This is a genomic window from Paenibacillus sp. Y951, from assembly GCF_056786395.1.
Genome location: NZ_JBXCIY010000025.1, coordinates 25,979 through 47,437 on the forward strand (window position 1 = coordinate 25,979; position 21,459 = coordinate 47,437).

Sequence of the window (21,459 nt, forward strand, 5' to 3'; positions counted from 1 at the left end):
GCTCTTTCTTGCATAATGACGAACTGAGAGCGAGGAGCTTCGTGAAAAATTCGAAAGAGTTACCTAACGAAGAAAAAAAAATCAGATCTAGAGTCATGCTTGAGACATTTATCTGGTTATTAATCATCGGAAGTTTCTTGCTAATTATACTGCAAGGGGCAGGATTTCTGCACATTATGAGTTTGCAAGGAACATGGGCAATTATAGGATTATGCGCACTTGGAGTAGGGCTCGCAGGATCGGCAATCTATCAATATTTTATTAATTCTCGATTAAAGGCTTCGATGAGAAAATTGCTTGCACAGCGAAAGGCTTATTCGCCGATCACATTGATTGGAAGCGAGGATCCAGTTAAAGACGATGAGCAGACAGAAGAAGATTCACTATGGGAAGAGCAAGTGCGTTTCACGGCGGTCATTGAGGAGCGTCAAAGGCTAGCGAGAGAGCTGCATGATGCAGTAAGTCAACAGTTATTTGCGATATCGATGACGGCGACAGCTGTTAGCAGGACGATCGAACGTGATTGGGAGCGTGCGAAGCGGCAGGTTCAGCTTATTGAAGAGATGGCATCTGTTGCACAGTCTGAGATGAGAGCGTTATTGCTTCATTTACGCCCTGTACATTTGAATGGAAAAAGTCTGGGAATGGCCTTGACCGCACTTGTCGATGAGCTACAACAGAAAATCCCGATGCAAATTGAATTAGATGTGGATACATCGATTGTGATGCGTGTCGAGATTGAAGATCATCTATTTCGGATTGCTCAAGAAGCGTTATCTAATGCATTACGACATTCTAAAGCTGAGCATATGCTTGTGAAGCTGTATAAGCTTGATCATGATGTACATATGATGATTCAAGATAAAGGTGTTGGGTTCGAGATGGGCGCTCGCAAACAAGGCTCCTACGGTCTACTAACGATGGAGGAGCGAGTCATTGAACTGGGTGGGCAATTCAGGCTTTCTTCAAACGTTGGTGAAGGTACAACTGTATTTGTAACGATCCCTTATGAGCCTCCAATCGTTACGAATGTAAGCAAAGGTTAGGAAGGGGTTAATACATGGATAGACCGATTTCGGTATTATTAGTAGATGACCATGAGATGGTTAGAATAGGATTAGCAGCAGTGTTGGATACAGAGGATGGAATTGAAGTGGTTGGCGAAGCAAGCAACGGCTACGATGGCATTAGAATGGCAACAAGCTATCGACCTGATATTATATTGATGGATCTTGTTATGGAGCCTATTGACGGCGTTGAGACCACTAGACAAATATTGGAAGTTCATCCTGATTGTAAAGTAATTGTGCTTACTAGTTTTATTGACGATAGTAAGCTATATCCTGTTATTGAAGCGGGAGCATTCAGCTATTTGTTGAAAACTTCGCGAGCAACGGAAATTGCAGATGCAATTCGTGCAGCTGCAAGAGGACAATCGGTCATCGAAGCACAAGTTGCTGCTAAGATGATGAATAGACTGCGTCAGCCGAAGACTGAGCCAAAGCAACAACTACATGATCTATTGACAGATCGTGAGATGGACGTATTGAAAAGTGTAGCAAGAGGGCTGTCGAACCAAGAGATCGCTGACGAGTTATTTATTGGTGTTAAGACGGTGAAGTTCCATATTACGAACATATTTAACAAATTAGATGTAGAAGATCGCACGCAAGCAGCAATTTACGCACATAAGCATGGAGTTGCTGAGTAAATAATAGCCCTTATCGTATCACGCAATATCAATGAACGTACAACGATCATTGATATTGCGTGATTTTTTATGCTCTTTTTCTGTCGAGGAAAACGAACAATTGTTGCCTAATGGCAGCTTAGCGACAGTGACATCATTGTCGCTGTCGAAAGTCTCTAAAGCCTCGCTACGTAGCGGAATTTGCGTCCGTAATGTCGCACGAAAGTTGCCAAAGTATTGCAGGACATCGTTCGTTGAAAGCGTATTACTATACCTTACAAGGTTAATGAGGTAGTAAGATAGGCGAGGGGGATTAATGATGGTTTATATGATGACACCTAAGGCCAAACCAAAGAAACAATCTCGATGGAAGCTAGTTGTAACGGTAACGATTATCGCAATATTAATGTTATTTGCTTGGATGCAAGGGGAATCAACGGCGCAGCAAGCTAATCAACAGGCGGAATTATCAGATCTGTCGCTATTATGGAAATGGAGTGACGAGCTGTTACTAGATGGTGCAGCTAAAGGGAAATGGTATTTGCGCTGGGATACAACATTATCTTCTGCAAGCTTTCAACAATTAACAGATCAATTTTTCAAAGATGCAAACGGAGCGCCTTTACCGAAAAATATCAGGAAAAATAGCGCAACAATTGATGGAATGGGATCATACAAGGGGAGTCATTTGCAATTAAGCGCAATGGAGCAGTTAAATGATAGTAATCTGACAATAATTTTGTTGCAAATTGAGCAAGGTAATATAGATAGATTTGAAAGTATGAAAACTTATGTGAGCCAATTGAATCGTTTAATTATTGCACAAGATCCGCAAGCGCAAATGAGTATGAAAGTATTTGGGACAGCTCAAAATGATCAAAGCTTAAAGACATTACAGAAGCTATCCGTTAGTCAAATCGTGGAACAGTATGAGGATGTCGGCACGAAAAGTAGTACATTATTTACAAATAGCGTTCAAACATCTCGATGGGTCAATGATGGAAAAATGGCTAATTTACAATTATCAGAACATCGTAGTAGTATAGACGCTAACGTAACCATAACATTAGCAATTCCACTGATTAGTGGGGAATTTGGTGAGGTTATCGTCGAAAATACAACTAATTAGAAGAGCTTACGTTGTCTATTAGTAATTTTTATGCAAACTTCATGGCGAATTGAGGATGAATATGCTAAACTACATTACATGTAAATGCGTATAAAATTTATAAAGAAAGAATGAGACATATGACCTACAATACTTCAATTGAACCTGTTTCACCAGAAGGTGCTATTTATTATTTGTTTGGTGCAACTGGAGATTTGGCGCGACGTAAGCTATTCCCGGCATTGTTCAGTTTATATAAAGAAGGAAAATTGTCGGAAAACTTTGCGGTAGTTGGATTAGCTCGCCGTCCCCGTACCAATGAGCAGTTTCGCTCAGATTTATATGATTCCATTAATGAATTCTGTCGATATAAAGCTGACGATCTAACTATGTGGAATCGTTTTGCTGAACATTTCGTATATATGTCTCTTGATATTAACGATGTGGAAGGCTTTAAAGCATTAGATGTACTATCTGCTGAGCTTGATGAACAATTCAATATTCCTGGTAATCGTTTGTTCTATCTAGCGCTAGCGCCGTCGTTATTCGGTCCGGTTTCATTCAATATGCGTGACGGCGGCATGCTGCAGTCTAAAGGTTGGCATCGTCTAGTCATCGAAAAACCTTTCGGTTATGATCTACCATCTGCGCAGGAGTTGAACAAACAGCTTAACCAAGTGTTTAAGGAAGAAGAAATTTTCCGAATTGACCACTATCTTGGTAAAGAAATGGTGCAAAATATTCAAGTGCTTCGTTTCTCGAACTCATTCTTTGAGCCACTGTGGAATAACAAGCATATTGCGAATGTACAAATTACACTTTCTGAGACGGTTGGCGTAGAAGATCGTGGTGGATACTATGACAAATCAGGAGCATTGCGTGATATGGGACAAAACCATATGATTCAAATGCTGTCGATGATCGCCATGGAACCACCTAGTAGACTAATTGGTGAAGATATTCGCGATGAGAAAGTAAAAGTTCTTCGTTCATTGCGTAACTATACTTCAAGCGATGATGTTCGTAATAATGTTATTCATGGTCAATATTCTGCTGGTAAATTTGGTGACAAAGCGTTACCTGGTTACCGTGAAGAGGATTCAGTTGATGACAGTTCTACAACTGAAACTTATTTTTCTGCTAAAGTAATGATTGATAATTTCCGTTGGGCAGGCGTACCTTTCTACATTCGTACAGGTAAACGTCTACCAGTCAAAACGACAGAGGTTGTTATCGAATTTAAGCCGGTTGCGAACAATATTTTATTTGGCACAAAGCATGATCTTGCCCCGAATTTATTAGTGATCCGAGTTAATCCTATGGAAGGTATTTATATAAAATTAAATGCTAAGAAACCGGGATCTGACAATGAAGTTCAACCAGTAAATATGGAGTTCTGTCAAAGTTGCTTAGTAGGTATTAATACACCAGAAGCATATGAGCGTCTAATTAATGATGCTGCACATGGTGATTCTACTTACTTTACACGTTGGGATGAAGTATCGCATGCATGGTCATTTGTTGATACAATCGCTCAAGCTTGGCGTGAACAATCCGATGATCTACAATTTTATCCTGCTGGCTCTTGGGGTCCAACAGCTGCAGATGAATTGTTAGCTAAAGATGGTTTCCACTGGTGGCCAGTCAATGGTCAGGATGAAGACAATGTGCTATGGATTACAAATAGCCGCTAATAGAGGAAGTTCAATAAGCGGACTTTGATAACGAAGGGTATGCTAACGTAGCGTATTCGACATCGAATATGAAGTGAACTTGGAAAGTACGGTTCGCGTGTACCAACTACGTACACTTGCGCTTCCGTCTTTCTCAAGTAGCACTCCATCTTCTCGGTTCTTAAAGCCCACTTTTTGAACCTCGATTATAAGCTTCGTGCTGAACATTGACCGCTGGTGTACTCATGTACACGTTGCTGGGTTTTGTTTCATCGCTTTTGATAATGAATATGAAGTGAACATTGAAATAAGAAGTTAGTTACTCTTGTACTTTGAGTAATGAAGGGAAGGCAAGTATGAGTCTAAGCAAAGAAATTATACAAGAAGTTGACAAGCGACGTACGTTTGCTATTATCGCCCATCCCGATGCGGGTAAGACGACATTAACAGAGAAGCTCCTCCTATTTGGGGGAGCCATTCGTCTTGCGGGGTCTGTAAAGGCACGTAAGGCTAGCCGTCATGCTACATCTGACTGGATGGAAATTGAGAAGCAACGTGGTATCTCGGTTACATCTTCTGTGATGCAGTTTGATTATTTGGGACATCGCATAAATATTTTGGATACACCAGGTCACCAAGATTTCTCTGAGGATACATATCGTACATTAACTGCTGCGGATAGTGCAGTAATGTTGATTGACGTAGCTAAAGGTGTCGAGGCGCAGACGATTAAGTTATTCCAAGTATGTCGTCAACGTGGTATTCCGATTTTTACATTTATTAATAAATTAGACCGTGAAGGTAAATCGCCGTTCGATCTAATGGAAGAGCTGGAGCAAGTACTTGGTATTCGCTCTGTACCGATGAACTGGCCAATCGGTTCTGGTCGTGAGCTATGCGGCGTATATGACCGTATGAAGAACCGAGTCGAATTGTTCCAAGGGAAAGACCATACTACGATTGAAGTGAAAAAGGTTGATGATTATAACGATCCAATCATTCGTGAGATGGCCGGTGATTTTCTAACTGATCAATTGATCTCTGATCTTGAACTATTGGATGTTGCTGGAGATGCTTTCGATTATGATAAGGTTCGTTCAGGTGAATTGACGCCAATCTTCTTTGGTAGTGCGGTTAATAATTTTGGAGTGCAGACATTCCTTGATAACTTCTTGGATCTTGCTCCAAAACCAGGTCCGAAACTAAGTGCCAATGGTCTTGTTGAACCATCGGATGAGAAGTTCAGCGGCTATGTGTTCAAAATCCAAGCGAATATGAATCCGGCTCACCGAGATCGTATAGCTTTCTTGCGTATTTGTTCTGGTCGTTTCGATCGCGGCATGTCCGTTAAGCATGTGCGTAATGGGAAGACGATTAAGCTTTCTCAGCCACAGCAGTTTCTTGCTCAGGATCGCGATGTTGTCGATGTTGCTTATCCAGGTGACATTATCGGATTGTTCGATCCAGGTATATTCCGAATTGGGGATTCTTTATCGCAAGGTAGCGATATTGTTTTCAATGAACTACCTACGTTCTCTCCAGAAATATTTGCTAAAGTTACTGTGAAAAATGCGTTGAAACAAAAGCAGTATCAAAAAGGAATCGATCAGTTAACAGAAGAGGGTACGATTCAAGTATTCTATTCCGTTGGTAATTTCAGCGAAATTATTCTTGGAGTAGTTGGTCAATTGCAATTTGAAGTATTCCAGCATCGAATGTTAGCCGAGTATGGTGTTGAACTCCAACTTCATCGTTTGACGTTCCAATTTGCTCGATGGATTGTTGATGAGAAGATTGATCCAAGCAAATTCCGTATCAATTCTACGCTCGTTCGAGATAAGAAAGACAATTATGTTGCTCTATTCGAAAATGAGTATGCGATGCGTACAGCAGTAGATAAAAACCCGAATACTAAATTTTTAGAGGTCGCTCCTTAAGGGGCGATCTTTTTTGGTGAACAGCGATCTGTGGGACGAATTAGCCTTGTACAGATGGAAATTTATCGGGACAATATTTGTGAATAGCTAGTCCTTAAATTTATTTTTAGAGCATTTGAGGGATTGACAGGAAAACGATTACATGAAATAATGAACGCGTGTACACTTTGGACTTAAAACGTTTATATGAACAGAAAAAGACATGCTTTCGCAGCATATTTCATTTCGATGAAGCAGTAACTATAAGTAATGAAAAGTTGAAGCGTATGCTTTCGAAGTACTTTTCATATGCAAAGAAGTTATATCTAGAAATAATGAAAAGTTGAAGGATATGCTTTCGAAGTACTTTTCATATGCGAAGAAGTAATATCTAGAAGTAATGAAAAGTTGAAGCGTATGCTTTCGAAGTACTTTTCATATGCGAAGAAGTAATATCTAGAAGTAATGAAAAGTTGAAGCATATGCTTTCGAAGTACTTTTCATATGCGAAGAAGTAATATCTAGAAGTAATGAAAAGTTGAAGGAGGTTAATGAATGAGCAGGAAGGATGTTGCTAAGCTCGCGGGAGTATCTGAAGCGACGGTTTCACGCGTCATGAATAATGTAGGACCAATCAAGAAGGAAACGCGTGAAAAGGTCATGAATGCAGCAGCACAACTCGGCTATGAGCTTAATGCACTTGCTCAGCAACTTGCCCGTCAAAAAAGTGGGAATATCGGTGTCGTATTACCTTATGTTCCCAAAGTTCATTTGTTTTCCACTTACTACTTTTCTGAAATATTAAGTGGAATAGCAGAAGTGGCTAAACAAGCAAATGTTGATCTTCTTATGCTCTTTCAAGATACCTCGAGACAAAAAGATTATAGTAGGTTATTTCGTTCTAAAAAGATCGACAGTTGTATCATTCTCGGCGCAACAGATACTGTAAATGAGCGAGAGGCATTACAGGAACTAGAAGATAATGAGTATCCATTTGTAATTATTAATCAAAAATTCCATGGGAAACAGTATGCATTCGTGGACGGAGATCATGAACGAGGCAGCTATGAAGCAGTTAATCATCTTCTTGAGCGCGGTAGCAAACAAATAGCATTTTTGAATGGGCCTGTTCAATATTCTAATAGTATTGATAGATACAATGGCTATGTCCACGCATTAGCCGACCATGGTATCGCTATAAATAGAGAATGGCTTTTCGAAGGGAATTATAGCCGGAAAAGTGGTGTTCTTGCTTCCGAAGCGTTAGTTGTTCTGATTAAAGAAGGTCATATCGATGGGATATTTGCTGCTAATGATCGAATGGCGATAGGAGTCATGGAGGGATTAGCTAACCATGGTCTTGAAGCGGGGAAGGATTACCGCATTATTGGTTATGATGATTCGGATGGGGCACGCATTGTTTCACCAAAATTATCATCCGTAGCAGTTCCTTTTTATGATATGGGCGTACAAGCAGCAAGTATGCTACTAGAACGAACCAATGATCGAGAATTAACCATTGATCAAGAGCAACTAAAAAGTCGCATACTACCTGTAAAACTAGTCATTAGACAAAGTTCATAATTACATCTTCTCTATTTTCGAAAGCCTACTTTTTGAACACGTACAATAACTTAATATGAAGGGTGGAAATTATAATGAAAAAAGTTCGCGTTGGTATGGTTGGATATAAATTTATGGGGAAAGCACATAGTAATGCATATCGTGTGTTGCCAATGTTCTTCCCACATTCGGTTGCACCTGAGATGAAGGTAATATGTGGTCGTAATCCAGAGGCACTCGAGCAAGCAAGAGTGCAATTCGGATGGGAAGAGGCTGTTACAGATTGGAAAGAGCTATTAAAGCGAGATGATATTGATCTTATTGATATCAATGCACCAAGTGATGCGCATAAGGAAATTGCCGTAGCTGCTGCTAAAGCTGGTAAGCATCTATTCTGCGAAAAGCCATTAGCACTTACATTGGCTGATTCAAGAGAAATGCTAGCGGAGGCTGAAGCCGCTGGTGTGAAGCATATGGTAGGCTTCAACTATCGTTTTGCACCTGCTGTTCAACTAGCTAAAAAGCTAATTGAAGAAGGGCGAATCGGTCAAATTTATCATTTCCGCGGACAGTTTTTACAGGATTGGATTATGGATCCACAATTCCCGCTTGTATGGCGACTGCAAAAAGAAATTGCTGGTTCAGGATCGCTTGGTGACTTAGGAGCACATGTTATCGATATGGCTCGCTTCTTAGTCGGCGAATTCCAGGAAGTTATCGGTATGAGTGATACATTTATTAAAGAGCGTCCAATTGCTACAGCTATGACAGGACTTAGTGCAACTGGCGGCACGAATTCTACTGAAATGGGTCAAGTAACTGTTGATGATGCAACACTTATGATGGCACGTTTCGAGAACGGAGCACTAGGTAGCATTGAAGCAACTAGATTTGCAGGTGGACATCGCTGTACGAACGGATTTGAGATTAATGGTAGCAAAGGTAGTATACGTTTTGACTTTGAACGTATGAATGAACTAGAAGTATACTTCACTGACGATGCTCCTGATGTGCAAGGCTTCCGTCGCGTACTTGCTACTGATGCCCCGCATGCTTATATGGACGCTTGGTGGCCAGCAGGGCATACAATCGGTTATGAGCACACGTTCACACATGAGATGGTAGAACTTATGAAAGCATTTGAAGAGGACAGACAACCAAGTCCTAACTTTGTAGATGGCGTGAAATGTCAAGAAGTGTTGGAAGCGGTTGAACGTTCGATTGATGAACGCAGATGGGTAGCTATTAGCGAAGTTTAGTAGGCATATGCTTTCGAAGTAAATTTTCGTTAAAAGGAAGCTATCAATTATACGATACGAAAAGTTTTTAGGGGGAATAGATATGCGTAAGGCATTGATCGTATGGGGTGGATGGGATGGTCATCAACCGGAGCAAGTGGCGGCAATATTTAGGCAACAGCTAGAAGCAGAAGGCTTTCAGGTTGATGTTCAATCATCATTGGAGGCATTTGCTGATGTTGAATATTTGAAAAGTCTAGATCTGATTATTCCAGCATGGACGATGGGAGAAATCGATCAGAAGCTAGTTGATAATGTTTCTATAGCTGTACAAAGTGGAGTTGGTCTTGCGGGTTGTCATGGTGGAATGTGTGATGCATTCCGCAAAAATGTAGATTGGCAGTTCATGACAGGTGGTCAGTGGGTTGCTCACCCTGGTAATGATGGCGTTCAATATACAGTGGAAATTAACAATAGCACCAGCCCTTTAGTTGATGGAATTAGTAATTTTGAAGTATCAACTGAGCAATATTATATGCATGTTGATCCAGCGGTAGAGGTACTAGCGACAACTCGCTTCCCGATTGTAGATGGTCCGCATGCTTTGAATAAGGCAGTAGATATGCCGGTCGTTTGGACGAAACGTTGGGGCGTTGGACGTGTATACTATAATTCACTTGGTCATCAAGCGAATATTATGGAAATTGATGAAGTGAAAGAAATGATGCGTCGCGGCTTCTTATGGAGTGCAGAAGGAAAAACATTAGCGCAAGCGGGGCAGGCAACTAAAGCTGCCTACACAGGTATGCAAGACAATCAACTTTAAGGGGAAGTTCAAAAATCGGACTTTGATAACGAAGTTATGCTAACGTAGATTATTCGGCATCGCATCTGAAACGAACTTGGAAAGTATAGCATAGGCTTCCGATGTATGTTTCTTGCAGAAACATTGTAGGATCGCGTGTACCAGTAACGTACACTTGCGCTTCCGCCTTTCTCAAGTAGCGTTTCACCTGCTCGATTCTGAAAGCCCGATTTTTGAACCTTCATTACAAGGGGAAGTTCAAAAATCGGACTTTGATAACGATGATTAGGCTAACGTAGATTATTCGGCATCGCATCTGAAACGAACTTGGAAAGTATAGCATAGGCTTCCGATGTATGTTTCTTGCAGAAACATTGTAGGATCGCGTGTACCAGTAACGTACACTTGCGCTTCCGCCTTTCTCAAGTAGCGTTTCACCTGCTCGATTCTGAAAGCCCGATTTTTGAACCTTCATTATAAGGGGAAGTTCAAAAATCGGACTTTGATAACGAAGTGATGTAGGTAGCGTAATTGTGGGATGCATTTATAAATACTCAATACTAAAACTGATATGTAAGGATAAGGGTGACTGCAGGAATGGATAAAATTAAGGTTGGAATTATCGGAGCAGGAAATATTAGTGGCATTTATTTGGAAAACGGTAGTAAATTCGATTCTATGGAAGTTATCGCTATTGCAGATTTGGATGTACAACGTGCGGTTGAAAAAGCAGAGCAGCATGGCATTAAAGGTTACTCTGTCGATGAGTTAATGGCTGATCCAGATGTTCAGATGGTCATTAATTTAACTATTCCGCAAGCGCATGCAAGTGTAAGTATTCGAGCTCTTGAAGCTGGTAAGCATGTGTACGTCGAAAAACCATTTACTGTAACTCGTGAAGAAGCGGAGCAAGTTAATGCGATAGCAGAGCAAAAGGGACTATATGTAGGTAGTGCACCGGATACGTTTCTAGGAGGCGGAATTCAAACTGCGATTAAAGTAATCGAAGACGGTTGGATTGGAACACCAATTGGTGCAACTGCATTTATGTTAACGGGTGGTCACGAACGTTGGCATCCAAATCCTGAATTTTACTACCAAGTTGGTGGAGGACCGATGTTTGATATGGGTCCATACTACTTGACGGCTTTAGTTGCGATGCTAGGGCCACTTACGCGAGTGACAGGCTCTGCTAATATCTCTTATCCTGAGCGTACAATTACAAGTCAACCAAAGCACGGCACGAAGATTAAAGTAGAAGTTCCAACTCATATTGCTGGAGTATTGGATTTTGCTTGTGGAGCAATGGGAACGATACTTACAACATTTGATACACCAGGACAATCGACATTGCCAAGAATTGAAGTTTACGGTAGCCAAGGAACATTATTAGTTCCAGACCCTAACAATTTCGGTGGGGAAATCAAAATTAACCGAGCTGGAGCTTCAGAATGGACGAACATTCCGTATTTATTCAGTAATACAGATAATAGTCGAGGCTTGGGTGCCGCAGACATGGCAGCAGCAATTATTGAAGGACGCAGTCATCGAGCGAGTGGTCAATTAGGCTATCACGTACTTGAGGCTATGCATGGTATTCATGATGCAGCAGCAGAGGGGAAACATTATATGATGAAGAGCAGCTGCGAAAAGCCAGCGCTTCGCCCTCTTGGTAAACGTGACTTTGAAATTATGTAAAGATTACAACTATTATATATAATGCTATTATGAAAAGCCTACTTCAATGTAACAATTGAAGTAGGCTTTTTACTATGCACTAGATAAATATGTAAGATAACCATATAATAGAAATATAATATAATTGTAAATAAAGTAGGAAGTCGAGGGTCCTTTATGACAATGCAATCTAGTGAGAAATTAACGATAGCTCAGGATGCTACATATATTCTTATTCATAATGGTAATATAGTAACTGAGGTTGAGACTATTCAAGCTTCGATCGTCATACATCACGGGTTAATTGAGCAGATTATAACAGTGGAAGCTCAAGTAGCAGATTGGTTATTAGAGTATCCTCAGGCAAAAATTATTGAAGCTACGGGTCATTATGTATTACCCGGATTAATAGATATTCATTGTGATGCGATCGAAAAGGAAGTGCAGCCTAGACCTAACACCATATTTCCGCTTGAGCTGTCTTTGCTAGAATTTGAACGAAAGCTACCACTTCATGGTATTACAACGATGTATCATTCATTATCTCTAGGTGTGGGGCTAAGTCTACGTGGCGTTAACCTTATGACTGAGTTAGTTCAGCTTATTCATCGCTATAATACGGAGCGGGGGATGGTAAGGAATCGGATTCATTTGCGGTTCGAGGTGACATACCACGCAGGGCTACCTATTGTCGAGCAATACATTAATGAAAACTACATTCATTATTTATCTTATATGGATCATTCACCTGGACAAGGACAATACCGGGCGCCAGGTTCATTTGAAAAGTATGTTATGAAAAATCAAGGCATAACCTCTGATGAAGTAAAAGTTATCGTTGATGAACTGCTAGAGCGACAAAGCGAAGTAGATTGGAGTCATTTGAAACAGTTAGCAATATTAGCCAATGAGCACAACATTGCCGTTGCTTCACATGATGATGATACGATTGCGAAAATTGATCAAGCAGTGCAAAGTAGGGTAAGCGTAAGTGAGTTTCCGATCACATTAGAAGTAGCGCAATATGCAACAAGTAGTGGGATGAAAGTGTGCGTAGGTGCTCCGAATGTCGTTCGTGGGGCATCGCATGATAATAATTTGAAAGCAATCGAGGCATTGCAGCATGGAGCGGCGCATATTCTATGTTCTGATTATCATCCTTCGTCTATACTACAAGCGATTTTCAAGCTTGCTAACGATGAGGTGCTCCCACTTCATGAAGCAACAAAGCTAGCAACATTGTATCCTGCCGAGGCAATGAGAATAGCGGATCAGCTTGGATCTATTGCAGTTGGCAAAGCGGCCGACATTATTATTGTCGACCACTTCCACCAGATTCCCTTCGTCCATACGACAATTGTGAATGGCGTCGTTGTATACGAAGCTAGACCGTATATGGAACGTTAATACGAAGGTGATGCTGTTGTAGAATTATGATCGGATTGCAAATGCTCGAAAAGCGTATTGACCATAGAAGTTTGTAATGTTTCATTCGCATCTTTCCAGATAATCTCAAATAGAACGCCTAGTCCTGGCAACGCTCGTTCATCAGCATCTACGGAATCTGTAATCGTCTCATTTAATTCAGTTATGCTGCTCTCTTGAACGCGTTGAATAATAGCTTGTCTTAGATCAAAATTTTGCATGCAAATAGTGCCCCCTAATCGTATTCATTAATCTTGAGGAGATGACCCCAGAAAGCATATTGTTAAATTTGACGGTTATAGCTTTACTGTTCCCAGTTAAATGGGGTATCATTCAACTTATTGAACAAATTTGAGGAAGGTCTGTGAATTAAAATGACGAGAGAACATCTACTTCTTTCCTCCGTTGCAAATGAACGTGTCAAGCTATGGTCATCATTACTGGAGAAGAAAAATCGTGATCGCCAAAATATGTTTATTATAGAGGGAATTCATCTTGTGAAAGAGGCAGTATCATCTGGAGCTGAAATCGAGGCGATTATCTATGATACTGAACGCGGTATGCCTGAAGAAATTGCTGCAATAAGTGAGCTAGTACCACATTATACACAGTGGTATAAAGCATCGAAGCAAGTAATGGCCAAATGTACGGGAACGGAATCTGCTCCGCCAATCTTTGCTGTACTTGGGAAATTCAAAGTTTCCGAGGAAGCGTTATACGATAAAAAAGGTCTAGTCGTTGTCTTAGACGGTGTACGTGATCCTGGAAATGTAGGCACGATTATTCGCAGTAGCGACGCTGTTGGAGCCAATGCAGTTATTCTCGGCAGGGGCTGCGTTGATCTTTACAATCCGAAGACGGTCCGTTCAACGATGGGGTCACTATTTCATTTGCCGATTATTGAAGGTGATCTAACTACTTATATTCAGCAGGCTAAGGAGCAAGGTATTCACATTGTAGGGACAAGCCTGCAGGCAACAGATAATTGCTATAGCTACAATTGGCAGGCTGGATCTTGGCTTGTTATGGGTAGTGAGGGTGATGGTCTGTCTAGCGAAGTAGAAGCGCTAGTGAATAAAACGGTTATTATCCCGATGGAGGGCAACAGTGAGTCGTTGAATGTAGCGATGGCGACGACGGTATTGTTGTATGAAGCGTTAAGACAACGGAAGTTTAACTAACTAATAATTCCTGTCTATGTGAGTTATAACGTAAATTGAGACAGATTATTACATCAAAATGATACAATCAGATGGCATCCCAATTCAAATTGAGTTGGAATGCCATCTTTGCGAAAATACTTTCTATACAGTTTGCTTTTGTCGATTTACCTCTTTACGAAGCTTTCCTCGAAATCCTAGAATCACTGTCGAAACAGCTGTATCAGCGGTTTTCGCGTTTACTGAGCTACATTTCTTGCAGACTGTCACTAGCTTTCCGTCCGAGTTAGTCACAGAATATAGCAGCTTTATTCTAGTCGAGAGACATATCGGACAGGTACCTCTACCTCTTGAAGGTATATTCCACAAGCTTTTACCGCGTTTCAATTTAGACATTAGAGCTCCTTTCAATATCGAGAGACATATAAATAACTTCATTCATGTAATATATATTGTCATTTTTAATGATAATAATTAAGCATATCAATATAATGGTAAGGATCAATTATGGTCAAATTATCCTCCGTTAACGTAATGAAGCAGCGGATCACAGCGGCGCTTAATCTATGGGGTTTATTGAGGTATAGTTCTCCGTTTGCGTAAACTAGTGATCTTATTCCTGGATCGTGGATTTTTTTTGAAAATTAAATTGCTTATCATTCCCAAAATGGTGTTCCTGTAAATAAAAACTCTTTCCCATTTGCATACCTGCCAAATTCACGAGATACACACTTTTTCATATGCGCCGGTAGCCAATTGTTGGATTCAGGCATACCAAGTGAATTCCTCATCCCGATTAGCACTAGCGAAATAAATAATGCTTCTATTTGTGCCACATAATCATTCGGTAGCGGAAAGTGCTTTCCATACCAATCAATGTATTGCTGTCTGGCATTGGGATGAATAAAGGTAAATGTGATGGCCAAGTCAGTGAGAAAAGGACCGAATACACACGCGCCAAAGTCAATGGGATTTGCAACCCCATCTACAAACACGATATTGGGAGGAACGATATCACCGTGCAATACACCCCAAGTCAACTTATGTTTAGGGAGAGTGTCGAGCAGGGCCATCGCTTTTTCCCCAGCGTCTTCAAGGATCTGAACATCGTGTGCGTCTAATAACCCTTCCCGCAACTGCTGTTTGAGCAAGTCCAGAGCATTCTGTATCCGTGCACGATTAACCGTTGGACGGATAAAAGATGAAGGGGGCTGCCACTTAATGGAATGGTGGTGCAAAGCTGCCGTCATTTCAGCGGTGGATTTCAATTGTTGCTCGCTGGTAAAGTATTGATTTTGCTCGCCTTTCACCCAACTGAGCATCGTGCAAATTGTATCGTGCACTTGTGTAACATATGACCCTTGCTGATTGCGTTTTGGTACTGGGAGGGTGAGACTAGTATCGCAATTAAGCGCATCCAGCCATATCAACTCAGAATCCAGCACATCTGGGTTCGTCCAAATCTTTTCAAGCGTACTGATTTTAGATTTGTGAACACGCAGGCTGTATAACAAACCACAATTATCTTCAATTTTGAAAACCGCAGCGCCGCTTTGAGCTACTGGCGATACGGATACAACGTTAATATCATACTGTTGCAGCGCATGTTGTGCAATGAGTGCATAATCCATTCTGCTCACACCTTCCAAAAGAAATCGTCCCTAACAATAAAGTAATGGTATGGTACTATGCCTACGACTCAGTTTTAATAACGACAGGGATCCAAACTTCCATTTCATACATGCCGTTGCCTCGATCATAGGTCATTTCAAGCTCAGGGCCATTTGCAAATTCGTAATTAGAACTCGGAAACCACTCGCCCCAGATTCGCTTCCACAATCCAAGAATATCATTCTGTCCATCCGGATTGATTCCGGTTGTGAAAATCGCGTAAGTCTGAGGGGGGATTTGAAGCATTTCAAACCCTTGCGCCAAGTCACTCTGAGGAAAGAAGTAACCGATCATGTAGGAGAAACTCTCACCTTTGTTGTCGTATAAAACCGCATGGATCTGGCCATGTTCTCCCAAACCTGCGGCGACACGGATTCGGTTTACTGTTCCGTTGGAAATACACTTCTCCCAAAATTTTGGTATTTCAATAAACGGATTCTCGGCATCTGCATTGACTAGAGTTGAAACACCGAACATACTAAAACCTTGTTTTTCCTCAATTTTGTAATTCATCTCCTCATCTCCTCGAATCGAAATATGAAAGGATAACCGAGGATAGGCCTTGAGTGAAACACCTTTGTCGCGCGCTGACATTGGCATCACACCGTGCATTTTTTTGAACGCCCTAGAAAATGCCTCAGGCGATTCATAACCGTACTTGAATGCCACATCGATGACTTTAATACGACTACTTTGCAGTTCAAATGCGGCAAGGGTTAGCCGCCTGCGCCGAATATACTCTGCCAGCGGAACATTTGTGATGAACGAAAACATCCGCTGAAAATTGTAAGTTGAACAACTGGCTATTCTAGCCACTTGATCGTAATCTATTGTTTCAGACAGGTGTATTTCGACATATTCCATTGCGTTATTCATGCGGTCTAGCCAATCCATACAATTCCTTCTTTCAAATTTTATTATAAGTGATGGTGGGAAATGAAACCTTGCAATCCTTGCACAAAAATATCATGGTTGCTAGTAACTAAACGCAGTTTGATGTTTGTTGTTGTGTTTAGCACTTGCTGAATTTTTCATTTGGAAGTGTTTACGCCCTCCATAAATAGAAACAAATATTGAGGTTAATCTTTATATTATATACATTGTAAATAGTATTTTCTGTATCTTATATTTAATAAATAGGCAATTGATAAGATTAGAAAAGAACCAACTAATATGCACACTAAACCTGTTAGCCATAAGGAAAAACAGGTTTTTATTACGGATAAATTATTTAATGCAAAATTGAGGTGTAAATGGATGTATGATATTACTGTTGTCGGTTCAGGTGTAAGTAGTGTTTTTTTAGCATATACCTTATCTCAACGTAATCAAAAGATATTAATTCTCGAAAAAGGAAAATCTTTAGAGGAGAGAAATTGTCCTTTAGATCAAGACGAAATATTCCACAGCTAATACAGAACTATCAAAAAGAGCCGAATTATGCAACTTACAAATGCTAACTACTGAGGTTAGGCATCTAGGTACTTCACTTTCGATAAAAATATTCCAACAAATTTATAAAGTTTTATCAAGCAAGATAGATATTCAATTTGAGGTGGATGTGCAAGAGCTAACTAAAGATAATAATTATTTTACTTTAGTGACCAATAAAGGGGATGTCCATTCTCAGCAAGTAGTATTTGCTACAGGGCGATTTGGAACAGATTGGTTAAAGAAACAATGTGCTAGTCTTGGAGTTAAGCAAGGGAGAACTCGTTTGGATTTGGGTATTAGAGTTGAAATGGCAGAACAACAGCTACGTTTTATTTTGGAAGATACCTTTGAAACAAAACTGGCTTATGCACATGAAGATATCATTTCAAGTACTTATTGCATGAATCCTAGATGAGGATACATTGCTTTATGGTATGGACGGAAAGTTTTATTCGCCAATAATTGAAACAGACGGAAACTTTCAAACAAATATTGATGGATTATATGTAATTGGAGATTGCTCAGGTGTTACACATTCATTATCACAAGCGGCGGCTAGTGGTATTTTTGTAGGTAAATATATAGCGGGGTAAAATCCCTTTATCTATCCACATGTCTACCATTTCATTGAAAAGATCAGGATTTTCCATAGATATTCCATGACCCATTCGAGGCAGGATAACACCCGTGCAATTTGCATTACTTGCTACAATATCTTTTGCAGATTTTTTCATAACAGTTTTTTCTCGCTCACCGACCGTAACTAATATTTTACCAGTCGCTTTTGTGAAATCTTCAGGTATTTCAAACGACATATTTTCCTCTAATATTCGAACTAGCGTATCGGAACTCATTTGACTACTTTCTTTAAAATATTTTTCGAAATATTGTTTATTCACATATAATGTTCTTGCTTGTAGCTTGGCAAATAACCTATTGCGTATTAATGGAGATGTCATTCTAATAGAAGGTCGAATCCACTTTTTAATATATGTAATTGGTCTTACCAAGGCGCTATTAATAATAGCAAAGTCAATTAAATTGGGTTTCATACTAATGAGTTGAATTGCTACTTGAGCACCTAAAGAAAAACCAATGACAATCACCCTTTTACCAGTTGCTTTTTCTTGGATTAATTCAATCAGCTTTTCTGCGCTATTTTTAATTGAAAAATTTTCAGTATCATTGCTTTGACCTTGCTCAGGTAAATCTGGAACAACACAATGAAAATTGGTGAAATATTGAATTTGTTTATCCCACATCCAACCACTCACTCCACCACCATGTAAAAACAACATGAGATCGGCGCTTTTATTTCCATATTCTTGATAGTGTAATGTCATCTCGATTAATCCTCGCTTCCTAGCAATGATTTGCTCTAGCAAAAAATGAGCTATTTTGCTAGAGTAATGACCTGTAATTTTTCTAATATGTCCGTTAACTGCTTCAATTCTTCTAACGACAGCTTTCCATAGATGTCTCTATTAATTTCGTCTTTCAAAAAGGCGATATCGTTAAAATATTGATTGGCTTTATCAGCGAGAATTAAGACGATTTCACGGCGATTGTTCGGATTAATAAACCTTTCAATATAATATTTATCTTCTAGTTTATTGAGTAGCTGACTTACTGCACTTGTTGAAACACTTAACTTATCGGCTAAATCTTTCGTTGAGGTCAAACCCGATTGTATTAATTCTAGTATTAATACTTGTTTTGTAGTTAACTCATTGTCTAGCTTACTTTCAAATTTTTTTGCTATTTGAATATTGATCTCGTTATGTAAAACGTTCATACGATTAATATAATGATTTTTCATTATAAGCATTACCTCGCTTAATAGTTAAGATAGCTTAATTATAAAGGTAGATTACTCAACCGTAAATAGTAAATTTGAGTAATCTTGATCTACATCAAGGCGAGAACTGCTATAGGGCGTTATGATCAATGTACAACCAATAAGGAGCTGATTCATATGACAACAATTAAATTCCAATTAGATACGTTAACTTGCCCATCGTGCATCAAGAAAATTGAGACGACACTTAATAAGCGAGCGGGCGTCGAGAATGCGAAAGTGCTATTCCATTCTAGCAAAGTGAAAATAGATTTTAATGAAGCTACCGTATCTACCGAGCAATTAGCCGAAACGATTACGAAGCTTGGCTATCCTGTTTTAGGGAAAAAGTAGTTAATAGCTTTATTGGAAAGGAGTGTGAGCAGCTATGACTGGAAAAGTTAAAGCCTACATCGCAGCGATCACAGGATCGCTGCTTGCAATAGCATTGATATTTCATCTAACGGGTTGGCATGTAGCAAAGGATACATTACTGATCAATTCAACAGTTATTGCTGGTGTTCCGATCATTAGTAAAGCATTACAGGGGTTGAAAATGAAGGTTTTCAGCATTGAATTACTCGTATCTATCGCAATCGTTGGAGCTTTAGTGATCGGCGAATATGTTGAATCTGCGGTTGTATCCTTTTTGTTCTTATTTGGGGCTTATCTTGAAGCACGTACGTTAGAAAAGACGAGATCTTCGTTGAAGAAGCTAATGGATATGGCTCCACTCGAGGCTACTGTTATTCGAGACGGAGAACGACAGACGCTAGCGATTGATGATGTGGTAGAAGGTGATTGTGTCGTTATTCAATCAGGTGAAAAAATTGCTGTTGATGGAAAAGTACGCGCTGGTCATGCATTCATTAACGAGGCAACGATTACTGGGGAATCCGCGCCAGCAAGCAAAAAAATATCAGATCATGTCTATAGTGGGACGATTGTAGACAATGGCTATATAGAGGTTATTGCTGAAAAAGTTGGTGATGATACTACTTTCGCAAAAATTATTGAACTTGTGGAGGAAGCACAGGAATCAAAGACTAAAACCGAGAAATTCCTTGAGAAATTTGCAGCGATTTATACACCTGCCATTATCGTATTGTCCATTATTGTCTATATCGTAACAAGAAATATTGAGTTTACATTAACATTCCTTGTGATTGCATGTCCAGGAGCACTCGTTATTTCGGCGCCAGTATCGATCGTTGCAGGCATTGGTAATGGTGCAAAGCATGGCGTATTAATTAAAGGTGGAGAAATTGTCGAGAGTCTGGCTAAAGTTAATACGATTGTATTTGATAAAACAGGAACATTGACGAAAGGGCGGCCAGAAGTAACGGATATTCAGACGTTTTCGATGCACGAGAACGAACTTTTACGAATGGTGGCTGAGGCAGAAATGATTTCTGAGCACCATCTGGGACAAACAATTGTCAAAGAAGCAAAATCAAGAAAACTCGCTTTAATTGGTCAGCTGGATGGTGCTGAAGTGATTATAGGAAATGGGATTAGGGCAAATATAGCTGGAAGAGAGCTTGTGATCGGGAATCGTAAGCTTATGCATAAATATACGATAGCTATTACTGCAGAAGCGGAAGCTTATGCGCTTAAGCGTGAGAAGCAAGGTAATACGACGATATTTGCTGCTGTCGATGGTAATCTAGAGGGGATAATTTCAATCGCAGATCAAATCCGACCAGAGGCTAGCGAGGCGATCAAACGATTACGTGAAGCGGGAATTAAACAGTTCTATATGCTAACAGGCGATAATTGCCATACAGCAGAGTTAGTTGCAGCCGACTTAGGTATCGATCATGTTTTTGCTGAGATGCTACCAGAGGATAAAGTAGCTAAAGTTCAAGAGCTGAAGGGATCTGGTTTTGTCGTTGCGATGGTTGGTGATGGCATTAATGATGCTCCAGCACTTGCCACAGCTGATATTGGCATTGCAATGGGAGCGACTGGAACTGATGTTTCCATGGAAACAGCGGATGTTGTTCTGATGGCAGATAAGTTGGATCAATTCGCTCATGCTTACTCATTGGCCAAAGCTACCGTCAGTAATATGAAGCAAAATACGTTTCTGGCAATTGGCACCGTTGTCGTACTTCTCATTGGTGTATTATTGCAAAAAGTATTTCTCTCACTAGGTATGCTTATTCACGAATTGAGTGTATTACTCGTGATTATTAACGCGATCAGGCTTGTAAGATATAATAGTGGGAGGGGAAGTTCAAAAAGCGGGCTTTGATAACG

At 40.1% G+C, this 21,459-nt stretch carries 21 protein-coding genes and 1 pseudogene; 14 read left to right on the forward strand and 8 right to left on the reverse strand.

Translation table 11 applies throughout. The features are described 5' to 3' along the window. Positions 1–41: 41 nt before the first annotated feature. The 4 genes from AC1TPB_RS22575 to zwf all read left to right on the forward strand — a co-directional run bounded on the left by AC1TPB_RS22575 (position 42) and on the right by zwf (position 4,492). Complete coding sequence (locus AC1TPB_RS22575) at positions 42–1,046, forward strand: sensor histidine kinase (protein WP_482078540.1); 1,005 nt, start codon at positions 42–44, stop codon at positions 1,044–1,046. Between the two features lie 14 nt (positions 1,047–1,060). Continuing rightward, on the forward strand, positions 1,061–1,711 hold the full coding sequence (locus AC1TPB_RS22580) for a response regulator (RefSeq protein WP_482061758.1): 651 nt from the start codon (positions 1,061–1,063) through the stop codon (positions 1,709–1,711). A gap of 295 nt (positions 1,712–2,006) precedes the next feature. Further along, complete coding sequence (locus AC1TPB_RS22585) at positions 2,007–2,819, forward strand: YwmB family TATA-box binding protein (protein WP_482078541.1); 813 nt, start codon at positions 2,007–2,009, stop codon at positions 2,817–2,819. Positions 2,820–2,938: 119 nt separating this feature from the next. Next, a complete protein-coding gene (zwf, locus tag AC1TPB_RS22590; RefSeq protein ID WP_482078569.1) occupies positions 2,939–4,492 on the forward strand; it encodes a glucose-6-phosphate dehydrogenase in 1,554 nt (517 codons plus the stop codon). A 42-nt stretch (positions 4,493–4,534) separates the two neighbouring features. Here the strand turns inward: zwf and AC1TPB_RS22595 are convergent, their stop codons facing one another. Further along, positions 4,535–4,699 (reverse strand): hypothetical protein, encoded by a 165-nt coding sequence (locus tag AC1TPB_RS22595; RefSeq protein WP_482078542.1) that lies wholly within the window; start codon positions 4,697–4,699, stop codon positions 4,535–4,537. Positions 4,700–4,827: 128 nt separating this feature from the next. Here AC1TPB_RS22595 and AC1TPB_RS22600 point away from each other — a divergent pair, with 128 nt between their 5' ends. The 4 genes from AC1TPB_RS22600 (at position 4,828) to AC1TPB_RS22615 (ending at position 10,014) form a co-directional block, all read left to right on the forward strand. Continuing rightward, a complete protein-coding gene (locus tag AC1TPB_RS22600; protein WP_482078543.1) occupies positions 4,828–6,408 on the forward strand; it encodes a peptide chain release factor 3 in 1,581 nt (526 codons plus the stop codon). A gap of 534 nt (positions 6,409–6,942) precedes the next feature. Further along, entirely contained in the window at positions 6,943–7,971 is a 1,029-nt protein-coding gene (locus tag AC1TPB_RS22605) for a LacI family DNA-binding transcriptional regulator (RefSeq protein ID WP_482078544.1), read from the forward strand. 74 nt (positions 7,972–8,045) lie between these two features. Next, positions 8,046–9,209 carry a Gfo/Idh/MocA family protein gene (locus tag AC1TPB_RS22610; protein WP_482078545.1) on the forward strand — a complete coding sequence of 388 codons (1,164 nt, stop codon included), beginning with the start codon at positions 8,046–8,048 and terminating at the stop codon, positions 9,207–9,209. A gap of 82 nt (positions 9,210–9,291) precedes the next feature. Then, positions 9,292–10,014: a ThuA domain-containing protein gene (locus tag AC1TPB_RS22615; protein WP_482078546.1), complete on the forward strand. Its 723-nt coding sequence runs from the start codon at positions 9,292–9,294 to the stop codon at positions 10,012–10,014. Positions 10,015–10,022: 8 nt separating this feature from the next. Here the strand turns inward: AC1TPB_RS22615 and AC1TPB_RS22620 are convergent, their stop codons facing one another. Together AC1TPB_RS22620 and AC1TPB_RS22625 are read right to left on the reverse strand one after the other, a co-directional pair. After that, a complete protein-coding gene (locus AC1TPB_RS22620; RefSeq protein ID WP_482078547.1) occupies positions 10,023–10,238 on the reverse strand; it encodes a hypothetical protein in 216 nt (71 codons plus the stop codon). Then, complete coding sequence (locus tag AC1TPB_RS22625) at positions 10,238–10,468, reverse strand: hypothetical protein (protein WP_482078548.1); 231 nt, start codon at positions 10,466–10,468, stop codon at positions 10,238–10,240. Before AC1TPB_RS22625 ends, AC1TPB_RS22620 begins: the two co-directional genes overlap by 1 nt. A 122-nt stretch (positions 10,469–10,590) precedes the next feature. Between AC1TPB_RS22625 and AC1TPB_RS22630 the strand changes: the two genes are divergently transcribed. Next, on the forward strand, positions 10,591–11,691 hold the full coding sequence (locus tag AC1TPB_RS22630; RefSeq protein ID WP_482061751.1) for a Gfo/Idh/MocA family protein: 1,101 nt from the start codon (positions 10,591–10,593) through the stop codon (positions 11,689–11,691). Between the two features lie 156 nt (positions 11,692–11,847). After that, on the forward strand, positions 11,848–13,077 hold the full coding sequence (locus tag AC1TPB_RS22635) for an alpha-D-ribose 1-methylphosphonate 5-triphosphate diphosphatase (protein WP_482078549.1): 1,230 nt from the start codon (positions 11,848–11,850) through the stop codon (positions 13,075–13,077). On the opposite strand, the gene sspI is transcribed toward AC1TPB_RS22635, so the two are convergent. Then, positions 13,074–13,316 carry a small acid-soluble spore protein SspI gene (sspI, locus tag AC1TPB_RS22640; protein WP_482061749.1) on the reverse strand — a complete coding sequence of 81 codons (243 nt, stop codon included), beginning with the start codon at positions 13,314–13,316 and terminating at the stop codon, positions 13,074–13,076. The genes AC1TPB_RS22635 and sspI overlap by 4 nt on opposite strands. A 153-nt stretch (positions 13,317–13,469) precedes the next feature. Between sspI and AC1TPB_RS22645 the strand changes: the two genes are divergently transcribed. Then, positions 13,470–14,276 (forward strand): TrmH family RNA methyltransferase, encoded by an 807-nt coding sequence (locus tag AC1TPB_RS22645; protein WP_482078550.1) that lies wholly within the window; start codon positions 13,470–13,472, stop codon positions 14,274–14,276. A gap of 635 nt (positions 14,277–14,911) precedes the next feature. Here the strand turns inward: AC1TPB_RS22645 and AC1TPB_RS22650 are convergent. Both AC1TPB_RS22650 and AC1TPB_RS22655 read right to left on the reverse strand, forming a co-directional pair. Continuing rightward, complete coding sequence (locus AC1TPB_RS22650; RefSeq protein ID WP_482078551.1) at positions 14,912–15,886, reverse strand: phosphotransferase enzyme family protein; 975 nt, start codon at positions 15,884–15,886, stop codon at positions 14,912–14,914. Positions 15,887–15,947: 61 nt separating this feature from the next. Then, a complete protein-coding gene (locus tag AC1TPB_RS22655; protein ID WP_482078552.1) occupies positions 15,948–16,820 on the reverse strand; it encodes an AraC family transcriptional regulator in 873 nt (290 codons plus the stop codon). 363 nt (positions 16,821–17,183) lie between these two features. On the opposite strand from AC1TPB_RS22655, the pseudogene AC1TPB_RS22660 reads away from it, so the two are divergent. Continuing rightward, positions 17,184–17,953, forward strand: a pseudogene (locus AC1TPB_RS22660) (FAD-dependent oxidoreductase). On the opposite strand, the gene AC1TPB_RS22665 reads toward AC1TPB_RS22660, so the two are convergent. Together AC1TPB_RS22665 and AC1TPB_RS22670 are read right to left on the reverse strand one after the other, a co-directional pair. Next, positions 17,903–18,703, reverse strand: coding sequence for an alpha/beta fold hydrolase (locus AC1TPB_RS22665; protein WP_482078553.1), 801 nt, complete (start codon positions 18,701–18,703; stop codon positions 17,903–17,905). The pseudogene AC1TPB_RS22660 and the gene AC1TPB_RS22665 sit on opposite strands and share 51 nt — an antisense overlap. 50 nt (positions 18,704–18,753) lie before the next feature. Further along, positions 18,754–19,155, reverse strand: coding sequence for a MarR family winged helix-turn-helix transcriptional regulator (locus tag AC1TPB_RS22670; protein ID WP_482078554.1), 402 nt, complete (start codon positions 19,153–19,155; stop codon positions 18,754–18,756). 180 nt (positions 19,156–19,335) lie between these two features. Between AC1TPB_RS22670 and AC1TPB_RS22675 the strand changes: the two genes are divergently transcribed. Both AC1TPB_RS22675 and AC1TPB_RS22680 read left to right on the forward strand, forming a co-directional pair. Next, positions 19,336–19,551 carry a heavy-metal-associated domain-containing protein gene (locus AC1TPB_RS22675; protein WP_482078555.1) on the forward strand — a complete coding sequence of 72 codons (216 nt, stop codon included), beginning with the start codon at positions 19,336–19,338 and terminating at the stop codon, positions 19,549–19,551. Between the two features lie 34 nt (positions 19,552–19,585). Continuing rightward, the gene (locus AC1TPB_RS22680) at positions 19,586–21,454 is read left to right on the forward strand and encodes a heavy metal translocating P-type ATPase (RefSeq protein ID WP_482078556.1); all 1,869 of its coding nucleotides are present in this window, start codon (positions 19,586–19,588) and stop codon (positions 21,452–21,454) included. Positions 21,455–21,459 lie beyond the last annotated feature (5 nt).